The following is a 20,347-nucleotide window of genomic DNA, read 5'->3' on the forward strand; positions in this document are numbered from 1 at the left end:
GCTTGCGGGCTTGCCGCGTGCAAGCGCCTGTTCGGTCGTTGGGCGTCGTTGATCGGGGCCCCGCGTCACTCGTCACTGCACGCCGATCATCATCAGATGCTCGACGCCGGGACCGAGCGCGAGCGCCGGGACGTAGGTCAGCGCGCCGACCAGCAGCACCGTGCCGAGCAGCAGCACGACGAACAACGGGCCGTGCGTCGGCAGCGTGCCGCCGGTAACGCCGATGCGCTTCTTCGCGGCGAGCGAGCCGGCGATCGCGAGCACCGGCACGATCGTGCCGAAGCGGCCGAACCACATCGCGATCGCGGTGAGCCAGTTGTAGAACGGCGTATTCACCGTGAGCCCCGCGAACGCGCTGCCGTTGTTGTTCGCGGCCGAGCTGAACGCGTAGAGGATTTCGGAGAAGCCATGCGCGCCGGGGTTCGCGATGCCGGCCTTGCCCGCGTCGGTCAGCACCGCTATCGAGGTGCCCACCAGCACGAGCAGCGGCGTGAGCAGCACCACGATCGACACCATCTTCATCTCGTAGGCCTCGATCTTCTTGCCGACATATTCAGGAGTACGCCCGATCATCAGCCCCGCGACGAACACCGCGAGCAGCGCGAACACGAGCATCCCGTACATGCCGGAACCGACACCGCCGAAGATCACTTCACCAAGCTGCATCAACAGCATCGGGTACAGGCCGCCGATCGGCGTCAACGAATCGTGCGTATTGGCGACCGCGCCGCACGAAGCCGCCGTGGTCGCGACCGTGAAGATGCCCGACTGCGCGATACCGAAGCGCGTTTCCTTGCCTTCGGCATTGCCGCCCGCCTGCAGCGCGTTCGCCGACTGATCGACCTTGAGCGCCGTGAACGCGGGATTGCCGCTTTGCTCGGCGCTGATCTCGCCGATCACGCAGACGCCGAACGCGATCGTCATCGCCGCAAGCACCGCGACACCCTGGCGGCGGTCGCCGATCACGCGGCCGAACACGAGCGCGAGCGCCGCCGGGATGATCAGGATCGAGAAGATCTGCACGAAGTTCGAGAACGGCGTCGGGTTTTCGTACGGATGCGCGGAGTTGCCGTTGAAGAAGCCGCCGCCGTTGGTGCCGAGCATCTTGATCGCTTCCTGCGACGCGACCGGACCCATCGCGATGGTCTGCGTCTTCACGGGCGTATCGACCGTCACCGGATTGCCCTTTGCGTCCTTCACCGGATTACCTTGCGCGTCGAGCTTCGGCGCGGCGTAGGTGGTGGTCTGCAGCGTCGGCACGTCCTGATAGGCCTTGAAGTTCTGGATTACACCCTGGCTCATCAGCAGCGCGGCGATGATCATCGACATCGGAATCAGCACGTACATCGTCACGCGCGTGATGTCGACCCAGAAGTTGCCGATCGTCTGCGCGGTATGACGCGCGAAGCCGCGAATCAGCGCGATCACGACGACGATCCCGGTCGCCGCCGACAGGAAGTTCTGCACGGTCAGGCCGAGCATCTGCGTCAGATAGCTGACCGTCTGCTCGGGCGTGTAGTCCTGCCAGTTGGTGTTCGACACGAAGCTGACCGCGGTGTTGAACGCGCTGTCGACCGACATCGCGCCGAACTGCTGCGGATTGCCCGGCAGCCATCCTTGCACACGCAGCAGCACGTACAGGAATGCCACGCCGAACACGTTGAACGCGACCGTGGCGATCGCGTAGTGCTTCCAGCCCATTTCCTGCGATGGATCGACGCCCGCGATACGGTAAAGCAGCCGTTCGAGCGGCGCGCCGAAGCGCACCACGCTTGAGCTGCCGTCCATCACGGCGCCAAGATAGCTCGCCACCGGCACCGCGGCGGCCAGTAGCACGACGATAAAAAGACTCGCCTGCAGGACATCGTTCGTGTTCATTCAATGTCCTCCGCGCGCAGCAGCGCATACACGAGATAGATGAACAGCAGCGCGGTGGACGCGCCGGCCAGCCACAGCATCCAGGTCATCAGCGCACTCCCTGTCCGCGACGGAACTGCATCAGCTTCTCGCAGCCGCCAATCAGCGCAAAGGTCAGCACGGCAAACAGCGCCAGGCCACCGACATACAACACATCCATTTGTGTTCCCCATTTACGGATTTTGGATAGGTAGAACGGTATGCCGATCCGCCTAAAGGGCCGGTCAAAGATTGCGCGGTGCGCGTAAAAATCGCGTAAACGGAAAAGGCCGTTTCATCTCGCGATGAAACGGCCTTGGTGAAGGTCGGGTAGCGCAGCCGGAGGCCGCGAAGATTTTTTACGGAAGCAGGATCGTCGACCCCGTCGTGCGGCGCCCTTCGAGCTCCGCATGCGCCTGGCCGACATCCGGCAGCGCATAGCGCTGATTGATGCTCGTCTTCACCTTGCCCGAGCTCAGCACGTCGAACAACTCGGCCGACATCGCCTCGTAATCGGCGCGTTTCGCGATGTAGGTGAAAAGCGTCGGGCGCGTAAAGAACAGCGAACCGCGTCCTGCGAATTCCGACGAGTCGATCAGCGGCAGCGGACCCGACGCGTTGCCGAAGCTCACGAACAGGCCGAGCGGCGCGAGACAGTCGAGCGACTTTTCGAAGGTGTCCTTGCCGATCGAATCGTAGACGACCGGCACGCCCGCGCCGTTGGTGATCTCGCGTACGCGCTTCGTGAAGTTTTCGCGCGTATAGACGATCGCGTGATCGCAGCCGTGCGCTTTCGCGATCTCGGCTTTTTCGTCGGAACCGACCGTGCCGATCACCGTCGCGCCGAGCGCCTTCGCCCACTGGCACACGAGAAGGCCGACGCCGCCCGCCGCGGCCTGAATCAGGATCGTGTCGCCGGCCTTCACCCGATACGTGCGGCGCAGCAGATACTGCGCGGTCAAGCCTTGCAGCATCACCGACGCGGCCTGCTCGTCGCTGACCGCATCGGGCAGCTTGACCACCTGCGCGGCCGGCAGCACGCGCTCCTGCGCGTACGCGCCGGGCGGCCGCGCGACATACGCGACGCGATCGCCGACCTTCAGACCGCTCACGCCCGAGCCGAGCGCGCTGACCTCGCCGGCCGCCTCCATGCCGAGCCCGCCCGGCAGCGGCAGCGGATACAGGCCGGTGCGGAAATACACGTCGATGTAATTGAGGCCGACCGCCGTCTGGCGAATGCGGATCTCGCCCGCACCGGGCTCGCCCACCTCGACGTCGACCCATTTCATGACTTCGGGGCCGCCGGTTTTGTCGAAACGGATTGCCTTGACCATCATGTCTCCTTGTTCTGTAGGGGTATGGGTGCGGGGAGCCGCGCGCTCACGCCTCGCCGGACAGGCGCAGCGTCAGCACGTCGAGCACCATGCGCGCGGTCGAAATATTCGTCGCGCACGGAATGTTGTGCACGTCGCACGCGCGCACCAGCGCGTTGATGTCCGGCTCGTGCGGCTGCGGCGTCATCGGGTCGCGCAGGAAAATCACCATGTCGACGCGCCCTTCGGCGAGCTGCGCGCCGATCTGCAGATCGCCGCCGTGCGGGCCCGACAACATGCGCTCGACCGTGAGGCCGTGCGCGTCGCTGATGCGTCCGCCGGTCGTGCCGGTCGCCACGATCTCGCAGCGCGCGAGCGTGTCGACGTATTCGCCGGCCAGTTTGACGATGTCGTCCTTCTTGTGATCGTGTGCGATCAGCGCAATGCGGGTGCTCATGACTTAAGACTCCTCAAACCGTTGTGAATATCGTTGTTGTGATGTGACGGGTGACGTCGGTACGTGCGTGCTCAGTACGCACCAGCTCAGTACGTACCGGGATACGCGCCGCCGTCGATCAGCCAGTTCTGCCCGGTGATGTAGCCGGCATGCGTGCTGCACAGGAACGCGCAGGCCCGGCCGAATTCTTCGCGATTGCCGAAGCGCCCGGCGGGGATCGTCTTCATGCGCTGCTTGCGCGCTTCGTCGATGGAAATGTTGTGCGTCTTCGCCTGCGCCTCGATCGTGACCGCGATGCGGTCGGTATCGAACAGACCCGGCAGCAGGTTGTTGATCGTCACGCCGGTCGGCGCGACCTTGCGCGCGAGACCCGCGACGAAACCGGTCAGCCCCGAGCGCGCGCCATTCGACAGGCCGAGCACGTCGATCGGCGCCTTCACCGCGGAGCTCGTGATGTTGACGATGCGCCCGAAGCCGCGCGCGCTCATCGTGTCGATGGTCTGACGGATCAGCTCGATCGGGGTCAGCATGTTGGCTTCGAGCGCGCGGATCCAGTCGTCGTGCGTGAAGTCGCGGAAATCGCCCGGCGGCGGGCCACCCGCGTTGTTGACGAGAATGTCCGGCTGCGGGCAGGCGGCGAGCGCGGCGGCGCGCCCTTCGGGCGTGGTGATGTCGCATGCGACCGCCTTCACCTCGACGCCGCTCTGCTTGCGGATCGCCTCGGCGGTCGCTTCGAGCGTTTCGGCGGTGCGCGCGACGATCGTCAGGTTGACGCCCTCGGCCGCGAGCGCTTCCGCGCAGCCGCGTCCCAGACCTTTGCTCGCCGCGCAAACCAGCGCGGTACGTCCTGCGATTCCCAAGTCCATGTGGATGCCCTCGTAGCGAAGTTTCCCCAGATTCTAGAAGAATCGGTGGCGGACTGTGCCGCGTCGCTTCAATCTCAGGTATCGCCGGGCGGTACTCTTTCGGTAAACTTGCGCGGTGGCGCGCATTTCCTCCGTTCGTCCGAGCTTCGGGCGCTGGTGAAACCAACGGATGGGCGCGCCGAACCGATCCACCTTGCCGCCGCGCGCGAGCCCGCCATGACCCAGGACAGCCGTTTCCCCAATCTTTTCATCCTCGATCACCCGCTGATCCAGCACAAGCTGTCGCACATGCGCGACCGGGACACGTCGACGCGCACGTTCCGCGAACTGCTGCGCGAAATCACGCTGCTGATGGGCTACGAAATCACCCGCAACCTGCCGATGACGACGCGCCGCATCACCACGCCGCTCGTCGAGATCGACGCGCCGGTGATCGCCGGCAAGAAGCTCGCGATCGTGCCGGTGCTGCGCGCGGGCGTCGGCATGTCGGACGGCCTGCTCGAGCTGGTGCCGTCGGCGCGGGTCGGCCACATTGGCGTGTATCGCGCGGAGGATCATCGGCCGGTCGAATACCTGGTGCGGCTGCCGGACCTCGAAGACCGCGTGTTCATCCTCTGCGATCCGATGGTCGCGACCGGCTACTCGGCCGTGCACGCGGTCGATGTGCTCAAGCGCCGCAACGTGGCCGCCGAGAACATCCTGTTCCTCGCGCTCGTCGCCGCGCCCGAAGGCGTGCAGGTGTTCCAGGACGCGCACCCGGACGTCAAGCTGTTCGTCGCGTCGCTCGATTCGCATCTGAACGAGCATGCGTACATCGTGCCGGGCCTGGGCGACGCGGGCGACCGGTTGTTCGGTACGAAGAACTGACGCGCAGGAGCCGGCGGGGTGGTTCGGCGGTGTCCCTGCCCTAAAGCCGCCCCCGCTTTCGACGGCATCCGGCCGTCCCGGTGACACATCCGCGCCGCCTCCATTCATTTTCACTTCGATTTCATTGCATTTGCGGCCGGTTTCGCGCCGCGGCCCCCTCTGCCGCACCCTCGCGGCGTGATAAAATTCGAATCCGCTCGATGAGCGGCTCGACTCGCACGATCACTCGCACCACCGTCTGCAATTTCGACCGGCGCCCCGCGCCTTCGCATCAGGTCATGCGGCGCCTGGCCGCGCAAGCTGCCCCGCTTCCATCGCGTTGCCGCCCTGCGGCCCCGCTTGGGCCGCGGCTCATGCATGAACCGGCTCGAACGCCTGCCGGCGGGCAAGCGTGGAACGACGCGCGGGAACGGCCAGGCTGAGATCGGCGGCAGGAGTGGCCGCGCCGACGGGCCAAGCCGAGCAACAAGCGCGAGCAACGAGCGCGAGCGGGCGGCAGCCTTTCACCTGACGGTTTGGGATCGGGACACGACACGCGAGGCGCAACCCGCGGGGCGCCGACATCGCAACGACAATTGCACTATGCGTGCGCCCCGCTGGCGCGCGCGACGGAGAAAAGTATGGCGGGTCATTCGAAATGGGCCAACATCAAGCATAAGAAAGCAGCGGCCGATGCCAAGCGCGGCAAGGTGTGGACGCGGCTCATCAAGGAAATCCAGGTCGCGGCGCGTATGGGCGGCGGCGAAATCGACTCGAACCCGCGTCTGCGGCTCGCGGTCGACAAGGCGTACGACGCCAACATGCCGAAGGACAACATCAACCGCGCGATCCAGCGCGGTGTCGGCGGCGCGGAAGGCGCGAACTACGAGGAAATCCGCTACGAAGGCTACGGCATCGGCGGCGCGGCGGTGATCGTCGACACGATGACCGACAACCGCACCCGCACGGTCGCGGAAGTGCGTCACGCGTTCTCGAAGAACGGCGGCAACATGGGCACGGACGGCTCGGTGTCGTTCATGTTCGATCACGTCGGCCAGTTCCTGTTCGCGCCCGGTACCGCCGAAGACTCGCTGATGGAAGCCGCGCTAGAGGCGGGCGCCGACGACGTCGTGACGAACGAGGACGGCAGTATCGAAGTGCTGTGCCCGCCGCACGATTTTTCGAAGGTGAAGACAGCGCTCGAAACGGCGGGCTTCAAGGCCGAACTGGCCGAAGTCACGATGAAGCCGCAGACCGAAGTCGAATTCACCGGCGACGACGCCGTGAAAATGCAGAAGCTGCTCGACGCGCTGGAAAATCTGGACGACGTGCAGGAAGTCTATACAAACGCGTCGATCGCGGGCGAGTAATGGCGCGCCGGGCTTTCGCATCGTTTGCCCTTGCTGTCGATGGTTTATTGCACGGCCGAGCACAGCGCTCGGCCGTTTATGGTTTTTAAGTCTCGGGGATTCACATGAAGTTACTCGTCGTCGGTTCCGGCGGTCGCGAACATGCGCTGGCATGGAAGCTCGCGCAATCGCCGCGGGTTCAGCTCGTCTACGTCGCGCCCGGCAACGGCGGCACCGCTCAGGATGAGCGTCTGCTCAACGTCGACATCACCGATCCGGCCGCGCTCGCCGATTTCGTCGAAAAAGAACAGATCGCGTTCACGCTGGTCGGGCCGGAAGCGCCGCTCGCGGCAGGCATCGTCAACCTGTTCCGCTCGCGCGGTCTGAAGATCTTCGGGCCGACCAAAGAAGCCGCTCAGCTCGAAAGCTCGAAAGATTTCGCCAAGGCGTTCATGAAGCGCCACGGCATCCCGACGGCCGAGTACGAAACCTTCGCCGACGTCGCCGCCGCGCACGCGTATCTGGACGCCAAGGGCGCGCCGATCGTAATCAAGGCCGACGGCCTCGCCGCCGGCAAGGGCGTGGTGGTCGCGCAAACGCTGGAAGAAGCGCACGCCGCGGTCGACATGATGCTGTCGGACAACAAGCTCGGCGACGCCGGTGCGCGCGTCGTGATCGAGGAGTTCCTCGCCGGCGAGGAAGCGAGCTTCATCGTGATGGTCGACGGCAAGCACGTGCTCGCGCTCGCTTCGAGCCAGGATCACAAGCGTCTGCTCGACGGCGACCAGGGCCCGAACACGGGCGGCATGGGCGCCTACTCGCCTGCGCCGATCGTCACGCCGCAGCTGCATGCGCGCGTGATGCGCGAAATCATCCTGCCGACGGTGCGCGGCATGGAGAAGGAAGGCATCCGCTACACCGGCTTCCTGTACGCGGGCCTGATGATCGACGCACAAGGCAACCCGAAGACGCTCGAATTCAACTGCCGGATGGGCGACCCCGAAACGCAGCCGATCATGGCGCGTCTGAAGGGCGACTATTCGAAAGTGGTCGAACACGCGATCGCCGGCACGCTCGACACCGTCGAGCTCGAATGGGACCGCCGTACCGCGCTCGGCGTCGTGCTCGCCGCGCACAACTATCCGGACACACCGAGGAAGGGCGACCGCATCAACGGCATTCCCCCCGAAACCGCGGATTCGGTCACGTTCCACGCCGGCACCACGCTGACGGACGGCAAGCTGACTACCTCGGGCGGGCGCGTGCTGTGCGTCGTCGGTCTGGCGGATTCGGTGCGCACCGCGCAGGCGGCCGCCTATCACACGATCAACCAGATCGCCTTCGACGGCATGCAGTACCGCCGCGACATCGGCTATCGCGCGCTCAATCGCAAGCACGACGGCAAATAAGCGGTACCGCTGGGCGCCGTGCGAGCGGCGCCCACGCGACAGCGCGCCGCGGGCGCGCGGCACGACGCGCGCTACACTGCATTTTTCGCGCTCGTCGCGACAGGCGGGCACGGAGCCCGCGGATCGACCGAAGCGGCAAGCCGCTTTCATCCGAACGCGCGGTCCGAGCGTCCCGGCAGCCAACCCGGCGCGAACGCGGCCGTCGCCCTCTTTCGAAGAACCTGCATTCATGAGCAATTCGAGCTACGACGCACAAGCCGTGCGCAACTGGCTGCAAGGCCTGCAATCGCATATCGCCGACACGCTGGGCGCCTTCGACGGCACCGCATTCGCGACCGACGCATGGCAGCGCGGACCTGGCGAGAAGCTGCGCGGCGGCGGCGTCACGCGGATTCTCGAAGGCGGCCAGTTCTTCGAGCGCGCCGGCATCGGCTTCTCGGACGTCGCCGGCGACGCGCTGCCGGGCTCGGCGAGCGCCGCGCGGCCGCAACTGGCCGGGCGCGGTTTCGAGGCGATGGGCGTGTCGCTCGTGCTGCACCCGCACAATCCGCACTGCCCGACCGTGCACATGAATGTGCGCCTGCTCATTGCGACCAGGGAAGGCGAAGAGCCGGTGTTCTGGTTCGGCGGCGGCATGGATCTGACGCCCTACTACGGCTACGAAGAGGACGCGCGGCATTTCCATCAGGTGTGCCGCGACGCGCTCGCGCCATATGGCGCGGACCTGTACCCGAGCTTCAAGCGCTGGTGCGACGAGTATTTCTTCCTGAAGCACCGCAACGAGGCGCGCGGCATCGGCGGGATTTTCTTCGACGATTTCTCGGCGCCCGGCTTCGAGCAATCGTTCGCGATGCTCAAAAGCGTCGGCGAAGGTTTTCTCAAGGCGTACCTGCCGATCATCGAGCGGCGCCGCAATACGCCCTACGGCGAAGCCGAACGCGCGTTCCAGGCCTACCGGCGCGGGCGCTACGTCGAGTTCAATCTGGTCTTCGACCGTGGCACACTATTTGGGCTGCAGAGCGGCGGACGCACCGAATCGATCCTGATGTCGATGCCGCCCGTGGTGAACTGGCGCTACAACTGGCACCCCGAGCCGGGCACGCCGGAAGCTCGCTTGTACAGCGATTTCCTCGTGCCGCGCGAGTGGGTGTGACGCGCCGCCCGTGTCGCTTACGGTCACGACAAAGGATCCTCACCTGAAGCCGAACGCTCACCCTGTCGCACTGCCCCGCCGGATCGGTCTTCTGGGCGGCACTTTCGATCCGATCCACGACGGTCACCTCGCGCTCGCGCGGCGGTTCGCCGACGTGCTGCGGCTGACCGAACTGGTGCTGCTGCCGGCCGGCCAGCCGTGGCAGAAAGCCGACGTATCGCCTGCCGAACATCGACTCGCAATGACGCGCGCGGCGGCTGCGTCGCTCGCGATCCCCGGAGTGACGGTGCGCGTCGCGACCGACGAAATCGAGCACGAAGGCGCGACCTACACGGTCGATACGCTGCAACGCTGGCGCGAGCGCGAAGGCGACGACGCATCGATCACACTGCTGATCGGCGCGGATCAACTGGTGCATCTCGACACGTGGCGCGACTGGCGGCGCCTGTTCGAGCTTGCGCATATCGGCGCGGCCACGCGGCCCGGCTTCGACCTCGCCTCGGTCGCCCCCGCGGTGGCGAGGGAAATCGCCGCGCGCCGCGCGAAAGCCGAGGTGCTGCAGGCCACGCCCTGCGGCCATCTGCTGATCGACACGACGCTCGCGTTCAACGTTTCGGCCACCGACATTCGCGCGCAGCTGCGCGAGCAGGTCAACCAGCGGCTGGTCCACGCGGGTGCGAGCGACACCGCCCAGGATCAGGCCACGAGTCACGTCCCCGCCGCGGTGTGGGACTATATTCTTCAACATCATCTGTACCACCGGTAACTCCATGGATATTCGCAAACTGCAGCGCGTAATCGTCGACGCTCTCGAAGACGTCAAGGCGCAAGACATCAAAGTGTTCAACACCAGCCACCTGACCTCGCTGTTCGATCGCGTGATCGTCGCGAGTGGCACGTCGAACCGGCAAACCAAGGCGCTCGCGTCGAGCGTGCGCGAAGGCGTGAAGGAAGCCGGCGGCGAGATCGTCAGCACCGAGGGCGAGGACATCGGCGAATGGGTGCTGGTCGATTGCGGCGACGCGATCGTCCACATCCTGCAGCCGGCGCTGCGCCAGTACTACAACCTCGAGGAAATCTGGGGCGACAAGCCGGTGCGCATCAAGCTGTCCACGCCGAGTCCGTTCGGCGGCGCGCGTGCAAGCGAGCCCGACGACGAGGAAGACGAGGATTTGCCTGCCGCGAAGCCCGCGCGCAAGACTAGCGCGCGCCGCAAGTAAGCGGGCCGTGTCGGCCACATCGCTAGTTTCCTCGCAATGAAACTGCATATCCTCGCCGTCGGCCACAAGATGCCGGACTGGATCGCGACCGGCTTCGACGAATACGCGAAGCGCATGCCGCCCGAGCTGCGCATCGAGCTGCGCGAGATCAAACCGGAGCAGCGCTCGTCGGGCCGTTCGGCCGAAAGCGTGATGGCCGCCGAGCGGCAGAAGATCGAAGCCGCGTTGCCGAAGAACGCGCGCATCGTCGCGCTCGACGAACGCGGCAAGGACTGGACCACGATGCAGCTCGCGGGCGCGTTGCCGGGCTGGCAGCAGGACGGCCGCGACGTGGCCTTTCTGATCGGCGGCGCGGACGGTCTCGATCCCGAGCTGAAAGCACGCGCCGATATGATGCTGCGCGTGTCGAGCCTCACGCTGCCGCACGCAATGGTGCGCGTGCTGCTGGCCGAACAGCTTTACCGTGCGTGGACCATCACGCAAAATCACCCGTATCATCGCGCGTGAGTGCCGGAGCCAGCGCGGCGACGCCTGGGCAACCGTTCGTTGTTGATGGCACGTCGCGGGTGCTCTGATCGATACGCTTCTTGAACGCATTGCCGCCACTTCATGCGATGATGCGCCCGACGCGCCGCGCATCGATGCCATGAATGGATTCGGCGCATCGATCGCGTCGCCGAATCAAGCTCGCCCCGCCCGCTCTTCCACGCCCATCCGCGTTCACCGCCGCCACGCCATCCGTTCCCCGCTCCATCGAGACCCGTTCATGCTCACGCCCTCCGCTTCGCTGCATCCGTTCGTCTACCTCGCCTCGCAAAGCCCGCGCCGCCAGGAGCTGCTGCAACAGCTCGGCGTGCGTTTCGAATTGCTGCTGCCGCGCCCCGATGAAGACGCCGAAGCGCTCGAAGCCGAACGGCCCGGCGAACACGCGCGCGACTACGTGCGGCGCGTATGCATTGCGAAAGCGCACGCGGCGCGGGCGCGTCTCGTGGCCGCTGGTCACGCGGTGCGGCCGATCCTCGTCGCCGACACCACCGTGACGATCGACGACGCGATTCTCGGCAAGCCCATCGACGCCGACGATGCGGTCGCGATGCTCACGCGCCTCGCGGGCCGCACGCACGAAGTGCTGACCGCGCTCGCCGTGATCGATGCCGACGGCGCGCTGCTGCCAGCGGCGTTGTCGGTGTCGAAGGTGCGTTTTGCTGCAGTGCACGCAGACGCGTTGCGTCGCTATGCGGCGAGCGGAGAACCGCTCGGCAAGGCCGGTGCCTATGGCGTGCAGGGACGCGCGGCGGAGTTTATCGAGCATATAGACGGGTCCTATTCGGGTATCATGGGTTTGCCGCTTTTTGAAACCGCTGCCCTCCTGCGTGCAGCGCGCATCGACTTCTAGAACAACACCATGAATGAAGAAATCCTGATCAATGTCACGCCGCAGGAAACGCGCGTCGCGCTCGTTCAACAGGGCGCCGTCCAGGAACTTCATGTCGAACGAACGCTGTCGCGCGGGCGCGTCGGCAATGTCTATCTCGGCAAGGTCGTGCGCGTGCTGCCTGGCATGCAATCGGCGTTCATCGACATCGGCCTCGAACGCGCTGCGTTCCTTCACGTCGCCGACATCTGGCATCCGCGCATTGCCGGCGAAGCGCAACATCAAGCACCGCATCAGCCGATCGAAAAGATCGTCTTCGAAGGTCAGACGCTGATGGTGCAGGTCGTCAAGGACCCGATCGGCACGAAGGGCGCGCGGCTGTCCACGCAAGTGAGCATCGCCGGGCGCACGCTCGTTTATCTGCCGCAGGAACCGCACATCGGCATCTCGCAGAAGATCGAGAGCGAGGCCGAGCGCGAGGCCGTGCGTGCGCGACTGACCGCCGTGCTGCCCGCCGACGAGAAAGGCGGCTACATCGTGCGCACGATCGCCGAGGATGCGACGAGCGAAGAGCTCGCCGCCGATGTCGCGTATCTGCGCAAGACGTGGGCGACGATTCTGTCGCAGGCGCAGCGCATGCCGCCCACCAGCCTGCTCTACCAGGATTTGAATCTCGCGCAGCGCGTGCTGCGCGATTTCGTCAACGATGAAACGTCGCGCATCCAGGTCGATTCGCGCGAGACGCATCAGATGCTCGCCGATTTCGCGGCCGAGTTCACGCCGGCGGTATCGTCGAAGCTGCATCACTACACCGGCGAGCGGCCGCTATTCGATCTGTACAACATCGAGGCCGAGATTCAGCGCGCGCTGTCGCGTCGCGTGGACCTGAAGTCGGGCGGCTACCTCGTGATCGACCAGACCGAGGCGATGACGACGATCGATGTGAACACCGGCGGTTACGTCGGCGCGCGCAACTTCGACGACACGATCTTCAAGACCAACCTCGAGGCCGCGCATACCATCGCGCGGCAATTGCGGCTGCGCAACCTGGGCGGCGTGATCATCATCGATTTCATCGATATGGAAAACGCCGAGCATCGCGACCAGGTGCTAGGGGAACTGAAGAAAGCGTTGTCGCGCGATCGCACGCGGGTGACCGTCAACGGCTTCTCGCAGCTCGGGCTCGTCGAGATGACACGCAAGCGTACGCGTGAGTCGCTCGCGCATGTGCTGTGCGAACCGTGCCCGGTTTGCCAGGGCAAGGGGCAGGTGAAGACCGCGCGCACGGTGTGCTATGACGTGTTGCGCGAGATTCTGCGCGAGTCACGGCAGTTCAATCCGCGCGAGTTCCGCGTGGTCGCTGCGCAGCAGGTGATCGATCTGTTTCTCGAGGAAGAGTCGCAGCATCTGGCGATGCTGATCGATTTCATCGGCAAGCCGGTGTCGTTGCAGGTGGAGTCGAATTTGAGTCAGGAGCAGTACGATATCGTGCTGATGTAGGTATTGCCCCGGATCAGGCCGGATCATTCATACCGGTCTGGGCGCAGTGCCCGCATCAGCTTTTCGATGTTCTTGTCAGCACCCGATTCAGATTCTCGCCTTTAGCGAAAGTGATTCGCAAAGCACGGCCATTTCAGCACCACACGACGGCTCGAGAACAAATAACAGGCGAGCTCCAGCCCTCAGTTTCTGGACGTACTCATCACCCTTCTGCTCGCTGAGCGTGGCCCCCTTCGAGTCGTCGCGACTATCGATCCACTGGATCCACATCCGAACCTCCGCGAGCGAAAACACCCGCCGGCATATCCGGCTGATAGTCGAACGCCTGCGCATCGCCAAGCCCTGTTGAAACGAGTCAAAGGTATAAACTCAGCGCAACTTCCAGAGGGAGACATCTAATGCAGCTTCTCGATCACGTATCGATCGGCGTTCCCGACATCGAGGCAGCCCGCCCTTTCTACGACGCCATCATGTCAGCTCTCGGCACGAGCAAAGTCTTCGACCGTCCCACCGCCTTAGGCTACGGCGAGCGTTGCACGATCGACGACACCTCATCGACCTATTTGGCCGTGTATCTCGATCCAAATGAAATAACAGAAAACAAACGTCACTGGTGCTTCAAAGCGCCGTCCCGCGAGCACGTTGATGCATTCTTCAAAGCGGGACTCTCGACCGGCGGCAAATCCGACGGCCAACCTGGCTTGAGGCCCCACTATCACCCCGGCTACTACGCCGCATTTCTGATCGACCCGGCCGGCAATCGCATCGAGGCCGTATGCCATGCCGCGAAACCCTAAACCCGAACCTCTCGAGGCCTAAGCCGCCACCTCACACCCCGCCTGCTCCAGCACAGACTGCGCCCTCTGTTGCAGATCGCCGCCAGCCAACGACGCGTCCGGCGACCTGACCCACGCGGCGATCCTTAACGTCGCGCCGCCATCCGCCGGATAATCCGCAACCGACACCACCGGTGCAAGCGTCGAACCGCTCAGCACACGCGGCTCGTCGGCCACGAGTTTCTGCAGTTGCCCGATCGCCGCATCCACGTCCTTGCGCTGCGCGAGTTCCACGTCGACCTCGATGCGCTGCGTCCCGCCACAACTGTAGTTGATCACCGGATTGCTCCAGATCTGGCTATTCGGCACGAACACGATGTTGCCGTCGCCGCGTTCGATCCGCGTCGTGAAGAGCCCCACCTCGCGGACGATGCCAGCCGCGGCGCCGCTGCCTTCGATCACGTCGCCGACGCGAAACGGTCGCAGCAACAGCAGCATCATGCCGGCCGCGATGTTCTGCAACGTGCCTTGCAGCGCGAGGCCGATCGCGAGGCCAGCCGCGCCGAGCACGGCCAATACGCTCGCGGTCGCGATGCCGACTTCACCGAGCGCCGCGATGAAGGCGAGCACGCGCACGGCCCACGTGCCCATCGCCGCGAGCATCGGCGCGAGGGTCGGGTCCGCGTGCGTGCGTGCGAGCGCCTTCGCTAACATCGCGCCGACGCGATTCGACAACCACCAGCCAATCACGACGATCAGCACGGCAATCGCGATATCAACGACGTCGTGTGTCAGCGTGACGAGCAGTGACGGCTGAAGATGAAAGAAACGGTAGAGGGAGTCGTCCATCGTCGGCTTGGTCCGCTTGATCGATACCGATGCAGAGCCAGCACGACGCGTTCCTGTCCATCGGTCGCAAGATGCGGTACGCGACTTGTAACCGGGCGTCGATCTCGACGGCATAAAGAAGATGCGCTCGAGCGTCTCAAAGATTGAGATGGACGATCTGCGCTTCATTCTGCGCGCCGCGCTCGGCGCGATTCGCGACGTTACACGCCGCGCGGCAGCGCTGCCTCGATGAACACCGCGCACAACGCTTGCATGCCCTTCGCGTCCTCCTCGTCGAAGCGCGCGATGATCGGGCTATCGACATCCCACACGCCGATCAGCGTACCGTCGGGCGCGACGAGCGGCACGACGATTTCCGATTGCGACGCCGAATCGCACGCGATGTGACCAGGAAACTCGTGCACGTCGCGCACGACCTGGGTCTGACGGGTTTGCGCGGCCGTACCGCAGACGCCCTTGCCGAGTGCAATGCGCACGCACGCGGGCTTGCCCTGGAACGGGCCGACCACCAGTTCGCGGCCGTCGTGAAAGTAAAAGCCGGCCCAGTTCAGATCGCTCAACGAATGAAAGACGAACGACGAGAAGTTCGCGGCGTTGGCGATCCAGTCCGTTTCGCCGGCCAAGAGCGCGCGCGCCTGCGCAACCAGTTCTTCATATTGCGCGGCTTTCGGCAGATGCGAGGTGGAGGAAACTTCGAACATGACGGGGTCTCTAATCAGAGCGGGATGGTAAACGGCAAAGTTTAAAGCAAGCGCAATCCCCACGCGCGGATGTCGAACGCGGCGACACACACCGCGCGCATATGCTCGCGTCCCCTCCAATTCTCAATTTGCCCTTTTCAGATTCTATCTTAATATTATAAATAACTCATTTCGCATTATTTTAACTCAAACTGATTTTTGCGAGTTCTATTTTGTTATATTACTCACTCCATTCGATCTGCTTTTTTAAGATACTCGATGCCAAACGCAAATTCAGATAAATCCATGAGTGAAGCAGGCTATACCGCCCTTCGTATAAATGAAGGCGTCGTTATGCGCTACTACAACGATGCACCAAAGAATGGTAATTGCACCTGGGGCATCGGCACATTAGCCCACTTCGGTCCGTGTACGGCGGAGGAACTAGCGCGAACGGTTGTTCCCGAAGAGGCAAACACTATCCTGCGAAATCGGGTTCGTGAGGCAGAGGCAGCAGTTAAAACCGTGGTCACGCAGTACGAATTGACTCAGGCACAGTTCGATGCTGCCGTGTCTTTTGCTTATAACTCGTCACGCCAGAACACACGCGACGCGCTAGGTCCCGCAAATACCGGAAACATGACAGCCGTCGCAGAAAAAATGATGCTCAATGTGATGATTACCCCGCGCGATCGCAATGGCCGAAAGATCGGTCCTGCGAAGAGAAGCCGGGGACTAACGAGCCGCCGCCAACGAGAATCCGCGCCCTTCCGGCAGTCCGCACAATGACAGGCCACAAGATTTTTGCATACGTGGCTCTCACACTGACCGCCTCGGCGAGCGTGTGCGCCGCACAAACACCACACGCGACAATCAATGATTTCGTCGGCAATTGGGTCGTGACCGATGTAGTTGACTACGCCGATATTTCTGGTGGCATCCCCGAAGCAAAAAGGATTCTCGGCATGACGATGACGATTACGCCGCAATCCATGAGCTTCGACAGGGAAACCTGCCAGCCGAACACAGGTTTTACCGTCAAACGAATCGACACGCTTTCGGCGTTGAAGAATCAGTTCGGGCTTCGCGTAAATGAAACCGGATTGCCCGCTACAACTGTTGTCGTAGATAGCGACAATTGTTTTGCGGTTTTCCGGATGGACGCTCGCAGGATTGTGTTTGGATGGGACGGCATCATCGTTCGCGCGCTACGCGATCAGTGAGAGCTCGCTGAGTACCGTCCCAGAGGCCTGGGCCTGCTACTGATCGACCCCAATAATCACGCTCGACGCCTTGAAAATCGCCGTCGCCGTCTTGCCGCTCGCGAGGCCAAGACGCGCCACGCTGTCGTTCGTGATGATCGCCGCGATCTGTGCGCCACCTGCACTGATCGTCACTTCCGAATTGACCGCGCCCTTCGTCACGGCCGCGACGGTCCCTTCGACGCAGTTGCGCGCCGACACCTGGTGCTTCGCGACATCGACCATCACGATCACCGACGATGCCTTCACGAGCGCAAACGCCTGCTTGCCAGCCGCGAGCCCGAGCGATTTCGCGCTGCCGTGCGTGATGATCGCGACGATCTCGAGACCGTCCGACGTGCGCAGCGTGACTTCGTCGTTGACGGCACCGTGCGTGACGTCAGTGATTTCACCGCTGAACTGATTGCGTGCGCTGGTTTTCATAGCGTGCTCCCTGTCGATTGAAGCGCGTGGCAACGCGCGGGTGGACGGACAAAACGAGTGTAGCGGATGCCGTGCGCGCCACCGCTAAACATCCAATGCGCCGCGGGTGTCGGCGACACCGTATCATCGTGGCCTTGCACGTCACACGCCGAATCCTTATGTCAGTCGCCGTTCTCTCCCGCCGTGCCTGCCGCACCGCCATGCTATGCGCCGCCGTCACGATGCTCGGCGCGTGCGGCACGCCAACGCCGCCGCATGGCACGCACGCTTTCGTCGACAACGTCACGCTGTTTCCGCTCGCCCATTACGACCAGAACGTCGATAACTGGCTCGATCCGAACAGCCCCGACTACGATAGGCCGTTTCTCAGCGCCGCCGAGCAGCACGCACATTTCGACGCGCTATTCGCGCGCTACTTCGGCACGGGCGAGAACGCGCCGTCGCCATGGAACCCCGCCTGGGTGAGCGCACGCGTGTTTCGCGAACAGGGCGAGGACATTGCCGCACTGCAACAGCGCCGCATCGACAAGTTCGACAACACCGGCAAGCATGGCGGCGTCATCGGTTACGGCGAAAACTTCCGGCCGCACGACAAGGCGTGGATCGACGCGATCGCCCGCAACATCAACGTCGCTCAGTTCACGCAAGCGCCGGTGTATCAGCCCGAGCGGCGCGCGATCGCGACCGGCAACCTGATGGTGCGCGAACTGCCAACCACCGATCCGTCGTTCTACGACCGTCACCTGGCCGGCGAAGGCTATCCGTTCGACAACCTGCAGATTTCGGCGGTGCGGCCGGGTACGCCGCTCTATGTGCTCGGCGGCAGCGTCGACGGTGCATGGCATTACGTGCAGACGCCCGACGTGCAGGGCTGGGTGCGCAGCGACGGCGTGGCGTTCGCCGACGATCGTTTCATCGATCAATGGCGCACGGCGGCCGGCAAGTCGCTGGGCGCGGTGATCGCCGCGTCGGCGGCGGTCAACGACAGCCGCGACGTATTCCGCTTCAACGCGCCGGCCGGGACGATGCTGCCGCTGCTGACGGGTGTCTCGGCATCGCCAGCCGCGACCAGCACCAACGCAGGCGCGCTCCAGCTACTCGTTCCCGCGCGCGACGTCGACGGCCGCGCGCTGATCCGCACCGCGTCGCTCGACACCACGCAGATCACGCCGATGCCGCTCACCGCGACACCGCGCCATCTCGCGATGCTGTTGAAGGCGCTGATCGGCCGGCCGTACGGCTGGGGGAACAGCGGCCTCTACAACGATTGTTCGTCGGAACTGCAAAGCATCTTCGCGGCGTTCGGCGTGTGGCTGCCGCGCCATTCGTCGACGCAGATGAGCGCCGGCCGCATGATCGATCTGTCGGACTCGACGCCCGCCGAGCGGCTCGACTATCTGGCGCGGCATGGCGTGCCGCTGCGCACGCTGATCTACATCGGCGGCCACGTGATGCTGTACCTCGGCACCACGACGCGCAACGGCGCCACCGTCCCGGTCGTCTATCAGGACGTGTGGGGCCTGCGTCCGGCCGACAACAGCCGGCGCGCGGTGATCGGTGGTTCGGTAATCCTGCCGCTCGACGAGCGCATCGCCGAGGACGCGACGCTGCAGTCGCTCGCCGCGACGCGGACGTTCCAGATCAGCATCCTCGGCGCACCGGCCGGCAGCGTGGCGCCGTCGTCCGCGCCGCCTGCGGACGAGGACAATCCGGCGGGGTGAATGACAACGGCGACTCGCCCTCGCCCGGGCCCGAAAATATTTTTCCCGGAGTGTCGATCCAACGGTCACAAACTCGTCGTAACGTTGAAGACCCAGCTCACGCAGCCGGTCTTTCCACTGAGGAACCGTTACTTCAAGGAGTCACCGTCATGTCCAGCGCCGCAGTCAAACCGATCCCGGAAGGGATGCACTCACTCACGCCGTACCTGATCTGCAAGAACGCCGCCGATGCGATCGCGTTCTACACGAAAGCCTTCAACGCCGTCGAACAGGTCCGTCTGCCCGGCCCCGACGGCAAGGTGATGCACGCGACCCTGAAAATCGGCGACTCGATGCTGATGCTGACCGACGAATGGCCCGAGCACCAAAGCTTCGGCCCGAACACGCTGAAGGGCACGCCGGTCACGATTCACCACTACGTACCGGACGTCGACGCAAGTTTCAAACAGGCGGTCGACGCAGGCGCGACCGTCACGATGCCCGTCACCGATATGTTCTGGGGCGACCGCTATGGCCAGGTCAAAGACCCGTTCGGCCACAGCTGGTCGCTCGCGACGCACAAGCGCGACCTTAGCGCCGAGGAAATCCAGAAGGCGATGGCCGCGATGGATTGTTCGTCCCAAGAGAAGAAGTGAGCTGAAGGTGGGCGTCGGGCGAACGCACGCCCGGCCCCACCGACACCCGTCCCGAAGGAGCAACGCCATGCAGAAAATCGCGCCGTGCCTGTGGTTCGACGGCAATGCGGAAGAGGCCGCGGAGTTCTACACGTCGGTGTTTCCGGCTTCGCGCATCGCCACCACACTGCACTCCACGGACGCCGGCCCCGGACCGGCGGGCGAGGTCGTCGCCGTCACCTTCGAAATCGAAGGCCAGGAGTTCATGGTGCTGAACGGTGGCCCGCAATATAAATTCACGCCGGCCATCTCGCTGATGGTTCACTGCGACTCGCAGGAAGAAGTCGACCGCTACTGGTCGAAGCTGCTCGACGGCGGCGAGCCGGTGGCCTGCGGCTGGCTGCGGGACCGCTTCGGCGTGTCGTGGCAGATCACGCCCAACGTTCTGCTGCAGATGCTGCGCGATCCGGATCGCGCGAAGGCAAGCCGCGTGATGGCGCAGATGATGAAGATGGTCAAGCTCGATATCGCGCCGCTGGAACAGGCGTATCGCGGCGAGTAGGACCGCGTCGGCAGCGAGCGCCCCGCCTTCCCTCGCTTGCGCGATCTTTTGATAGGATCGGACTCCACCCCAACAC

Annotated in this window: 24 protein-coding genes; 15 read left to right on the top strand and 9 right to left on the bottom strand. The window is 64.1% G+C overall.

From position 1 onward, the window contains the following. Positions 1-72: 72 nt before the first annotated feature. From kdpA to AB3X94_RS33840, 6 genes are all read right to left on the bottom strand, one after another. Positions 73-1,878 (bottom strand): potassium-transporting ATPase subunit KdpA, encoded by a 1,806-nt coding sequence (kdpA, locus tag AB3X94_RS33815; protein ID WP_368613772.1) that lies wholly within the window; start codon positions 1,876-1,878, stop codon positions 73-75. Beyond that, positions 1,875-1,967 (bottom strand): K(+)-transporting ATPase subunit F, encoded by a 93-nt coding sequence (gene kdpF / locus AB3X94_RS33820; RefSeq protein ID WP_085484604.1) that lies wholly within the window; start codon positions 1,965-1,967, stop codon positions 1,875-1,877. Before kdpF ends, kdpA begins: the two co-directional genes overlap by 4 nt. Further along, positions 1,967-2,077, bottom strand: coding sequence for a potassium ABC transporter ATPase (locus AB3X94_RS33825; RefSeq protein WP_176109154.1), 111 nt, complete (start codon positions 2,075-2,077; stop codon positions 1,967-1,969). Before AB3X94_RS33825 ends, kdpF begins: the two co-directional genes overlap by 1 nt. A 178-nt stretch (positions 2,078-2,255) precedes the next feature. Then, the gene (locus AB3X94_RS33830; protein ID WP_368613781.1) at positions 2,256-3,230 is read right to left on the bottom strand and encodes a quinone oxidoreductase; all 975 of its coding nucleotides are present in this window, start codon (positions 3,228-3,230) and stop codon (positions 2,256-2,258) included. Positions 3,231-3,276: 46 nt separating this feature from the next. Further along, a complete protein-coding gene (locus tag AB3X94_RS33835) occupies positions 3,277-3,666 on the bottom strand; it encodes a methylglyoxal synthase (protein ID WP_013088898.1) in 390 nt (129 codons plus the stop codon). 86 nt (positions 3,667-3,752) lie between these two features. Further along, a complete protein-coding gene (locus tag AB3X94_RS33840; protein ID WP_176109156.1) occupies positions 3,753-4,532 on the bottom strand; it encodes an SDR family oxidoreductase in 780 nt (259 codons plus the stop codon). A 216-nt stretch (positions 4,533-4,748) separates the two neighbouring features. Between AB3X94_RS33840 and upp the strand changes: the two genes are divergently transcribed. The 10 genes from upp (at position 4,749) to AB3X94_RS33890 (ending at position 14,181) form a co-directional block, all read left to right on the top strand. Then, complete coding sequence (gene upp, locus AB3X94_RS33845; protein ID WP_013088896.1) at positions 4,749-5,399, top strand: uracil phosphoribosyltransferase; 651 nt, start codon at positions 4,749-4,751, stop codon at positions 5,397-5,399. A gap of 620 nt (positions 5,400-6,019) precedes the next feature. Beyond that, positions 6,020-6,748, top strand: coding sequence for a YebC/PmpR family DNA-binding transcriptional regulator (locus tag AB3X94_RS33850; protein WP_176109157.1), 729 nt, complete (start codon positions 6,020-6,022; stop codon positions 6,746-6,748). Positions 6,749-6,852: 104 nt separating this feature from the next. After that, entirely contained in the window at positions 6,853-8,136 is a 1,284-nt protein-coding gene (gene purD / locus AB3X94_RS33855; RefSeq protein WP_176109158.1) for a phosphoribosylamine--glycine ligase, read from the top strand. Between the two features lie 229 nt (positions 8,137-8,365). Further along, the gene (gene hemF / locus AB3X94_RS33860; protein WP_176109159.1) at positions 8,366-9,289 is read left to right on the top strand and encodes an oxygen-dependent coproporphyrinogen oxidase; all 924 of its coding nucleotides are present in this window, start codon (positions 8,366-8,368) and stop codon (positions 9,287-9,289) included. Positions 9,290-9,299: 10 nt separating this feature from the next. Then, positions 9,300-10,055 (top strand): nicotinate-nucleotide adenylyltransferase, encoded by a 756-nt coding sequence (locus AB3X94_RS33865; protein ID WP_368613773.1) that lies wholly within the window; start codon positions 9,300-9,302, stop codon positions 10,053-10,055. Between the two features lie 4 nt (positions 10,056-10,059). Next, positions 10,060-10,509 carry a ribosome silencing factor gene (gene rsfS / locus AB3X94_RS33870; protein WP_176109161.1) on the top strand — a complete coding sequence of 150 codons (450 nt, stop codon included), beginning with the start codon at positions 10,060-10,062 and terminating at the stop codon, positions 10,507-10,509. 36 nt (positions 10,510-10,545) lie between these two features. Further along, entirely contained in the window at positions 10,546-11,016 is a 471-nt protein-coding gene (gene rlmH, locus AB3X94_RS33875; RefSeq protein ID WP_008919684.1) for a 23S rRNA (pseudouridine(1915)-N(3))-methyltransferase RlmH, read from the top strand. A 259-nt stretch (positions 11,017-11,275) separates the two neighbouring features. Next, on the top strand, positions 11,276-11,905 hold the full coding sequence (locus AB3X94_RS33880; RefSeq protein ID WP_176109162.1) for a nucleoside triphosphate pyrophosphatase: 630 nt from the start codon (positions 11,276-11,278) through the stop codon (positions 11,903-11,905). Between the two features lie 9 nt (positions 11,906-11,914). After that, entirely contained in the window at positions 11,915-13,384 is a 1,470-nt protein-coding gene (gene rng, locus AB3X94_RS33885; RefSeq protein ID WP_176109163.1) for a ribonuclease G, read from the top strand. Positions 13,385-13,782: 398 nt separating this feature from the next. Then, positions 13,783-14,181 (top strand): VOC family protein, encoded by a 399-nt coding sequence (locus tag AB3X94_RS33890; protein ID WP_176380796.1) that lies wholly within the window; start codon positions 13,783-13,785, stop codon positions 14,179-14,181. Positions 14,182-14,199: 18 nt separating this feature from the next. Here AB3X94_RS33890 and AB3X94_RS33895 read toward each other — a convergent pair whose 3' ends face one another. Together AB3X94_RS33895 and AB3X94_RS33900 are read right to left on the bottom strand one after the other, a co-directional pair. Continuing rightward, positions 14,200-15,009 carry a mechanosensitive ion channel family protein gene (locus AB3X94_RS33895; RefSeq protein ID WP_176109165.1) on the bottom strand — a complete coding sequence of 270 codons (810 nt, stop codon included), beginning with the start codon at positions 15,007-15,009 and terminating at the stop codon, positions 14,200-14,202. 200 nt (positions 15,010-15,209) lie between these two features. After that, the gene (locus AB3X94_RS33900; RefSeq protein ID WP_368613774.1) at positions 15,210-15,710 is read right to left on the bottom strand and encodes a GAF domain-containing protein; all 501 of its coding nucleotides are present in this window, start codon (positions 15,708-15,710) and stop codon (positions 15,210-15,212) included. A gap of 285 nt (positions 15,711-15,995) precedes the next feature. Between AB3X94_RS33900 and AB3X94_RS33905 the strand changes: the two genes are divergently transcribed. Beyond that, entirely contained in the window at positions 15,996-16,478 is a 483-nt protein-coding gene (locus tag AB3X94_RS33905) for a lysozyme (protein ID WP_368613775.1), read from the top strand. Further along, on the top strand, positions 16,475-16,912 hold the full coding sequence (locus tag AB3X94_RS33910) for a hypothetical protein (protein ID WP_176121274.1): 438 nt from the start codon (positions 16,475-16,477) through the stop codon (positions 16,910-16,912). The genes AB3X94_RS33905 and AB3X94_RS33910 overlap by 4 nt, the downstream gene beginning before the upstream one ends. 36 nt (positions 16,913-16,948) lie before the next feature. On the opposite strand, the gene AB3X94_RS33915 is transcribed toward AB3X94_RS33910, so the two are convergent. Next, positions 16,949-17,374, bottom strand: a complete 426-nt coding sequence (locus AB3X94_RS33915) for a molybdopterin-binding protein (protein WP_184227651.1) — start codon at positions 17,372-17,374, stop codon at positions 16,949-16,951. 158 nt (positions 17,375-17,532) lie between these two features. On the opposite strand from AB3X94_RS33915, the gene AB3X94_RS33920 reads away from it, so the two are divergent. The 3 genes from AB3X94_RS33920 to AB3X94_RS33930 all read left to right on the top strand — a co-directional run bounded on the left by AB3X94_RS33920 (position 17,533) and on the right by AB3X94_RS33930 (position 20,271). Further along, positions 17,533-19,095 carry an SH3 domain-containing protein gene (locus AB3X94_RS33920; RefSeq protein WP_368613776.1) on the top strand — a complete coding sequence of 521 codons (1,563 nt, stop codon included), beginning with the start codon at positions 17,533-17,535 and terminating at the stop codon, positions 19,093-19,095. 149 nt (positions 19,096-19,244) lie between these two features. Next, the gene (locus AB3X94_RS33925) at positions 19,245-19,730 is read left to right on the top strand and encodes a VOC family protein (RefSeq protein WP_368613777.1); all 486 of its coding nucleotides are present in this window, start codon (positions 19,245-19,247) and stop codon (positions 19,728-19,730) included. A 67-nt stretch (positions 19,731-19,797) separates the two neighbouring features. Further along, positions 19,798-20,271 (top strand): VOC family protein, encoded by a 474-nt coding sequence (locus AB3X94_RS33930; protein ID WP_176109171.1) that lies wholly within the window; start codon positions 19,798-19,800, stop codon positions 20,269-20,271. Positions 20,272-20,347 lie beyond the last annotated feature (76 nt).

The organism is Paraburkholderia sp. BR10923 (assembly GCF_040948765.1).
Classification (GTDB): Bacteria; Pseudomonadota; Gammaproteobacteria; order Burkholderiales; family Burkholderiaceae; genus Paraburkholderia; species Paraburkholderia youngii.

Coding starts and splice junctions, on each gene's coding strand:
- AB3X94_RS33920 (WP_368613776.1), top strand. CDS start 17,533: ATGTCAGTCGCCGTTCTCTCCCGCCGTGCCTGCCGCACCGCCATGCTA.
- AB3X94_RS33910 (WP_176121274.1), top strand. CDS start 16,475: ATGACAGGCCACAAGATTTTTGCATACGTGGCTCTCACACTGACCGCC.
- kdpF (WP_085484604.1), bottom strand. CDS start 1,967: ATGACCTGGATGCTGTGGCTGGCCGGCGCGTCCACCGCGCTGCTGTTC.
- AB3X94_RS33930 (WP_176109171.1), top strand. CDS start 19,798: ATGCAGAAAATCGCGCCGTGCCTGTGGTTCGACGGCAATGCGGAAGAG.
- AB3X94_RS33825 (WP_176109154.1), bottom strand. CDS start 2,077: ATGGATGTGTTGTATGTCGGTGGCCTGGCGCTGTTTGCCGTGCTGACC.
- kdpA (WP_368613772.1), bottom strand. CDS start 1,878: ATGAACACGAACGATGTCCTGCAGGCGAGTCTTTTTATCGTCGTGCTA.
- AB3X94_RS33900 (WP_368613774.1), bottom strand. CDS start 15,710: ATGTTCGAAGTTTCCTCCACCTCGCATCTGCCGAAAGCCGCGCAATAT.
- AB3X94_RS33890 (WP_176380796.1), top strand. CDS start 13,783: ATGCAGCTTCTCGATCACGTATCGATCGGCGTTCCCGACATCGAGGCA.
- AB3X94_RS33915 (WP_184227651.1), bottom strand. CDS start 17,374: ATGAAAACCAGCGCACGCAATCAGTTCAGCGGTGAAATCACTGACGTC.
- purD (WP_176109158.1), top strand. CDS start 6,853: ATGAAGTTACTCGTCGTCGGTTCCGGCGGTCGCGAACATGCGCTGGCA.
- AB3X94_RS33830 (WP_368613781.1), bottom strand. CDS start 3,230: ATGGTCAAGGCAATCCGTTTCGACAAAACCGGCGGCCCCGAAGTCATG.
- rlmH (WP_008919684.1), top strand. CDS start 10,546: ATGAAACTGCATATCCTCGCCGTCGGCCACAAGATGCCGGACTGGATC.
- AB3X94_RS33835 (WP_013088898.1), bottom strand. CDS start 3,666: ATGAGCACCCGCATTGCGCTGATCGCACACGATCACAAGAAGGACGAC.
- AB3X94_RS33925 (WP_368613777.1), top strand. CDS start 19,245: ATGTCCAGCGCCGCAGTCAAACCGATCCCGGAAGGGATGCACTCACTC.
- AB3X94_RS33850 (WP_176109157.1), top strand. CDS start 6,020: ATGGCGGGTCATTCGAAATGGGCCAACATCAAGCATAAGAAAGCAGCG.
- rng (WP_176109163.1), top strand. CDS start 11,915: ATGAATGAAGAAATCCTGATCAATGTCACGCCGCAGGAAACGCGCGTC.
- upp (WP_013088896.1), top strand. CDS start 4,749: ATGACCCAGGACAGCCGTTTCCCCAATCTTTTCATCCTCGATCACCCG.
- hemF (WP_176109159.1), top strand. CDS start 8,366: ATGAGCAATTCGAGCTACGACGCACAAGCCGTGCGCAACTGGCTGCAA.
- AB3X94_RS33905 (WP_368613775.1), top strand. CDS start 15,996: ATGAGTGAAGCAGGCTATACCGCCCTTCGTATAAATGAAGGCGTCGTT.
- AB3X94_RS33895 (WP_176109165.1), bottom strand. CDS start 15,009: ATGGACGACTCCCTCTACCGTTTCTTTCATCTTCAGCCGTCACTGCTC.
- rsfS (WP_176109161.1), top strand. CDS start 10,060: ATGGATATTCGCAAACTGCAGCGCGTAATCGTCGACGCTCTCGAAGAC.
- AB3X94_RS33880 (WP_176109162.1), top strand. CDS start 11,276: ATGCTCACGCCCTCCGCTTCGCTGCATCCGTTCGTCTACCTCGCCTCG.
- AB3X94_RS33840 (WP_176109156.1), bottom strand. CDS start 4,532: ATGGACTTGGGAATCGCAGGACGTACCGCGCTGGTTTGCGCGGCGAGC.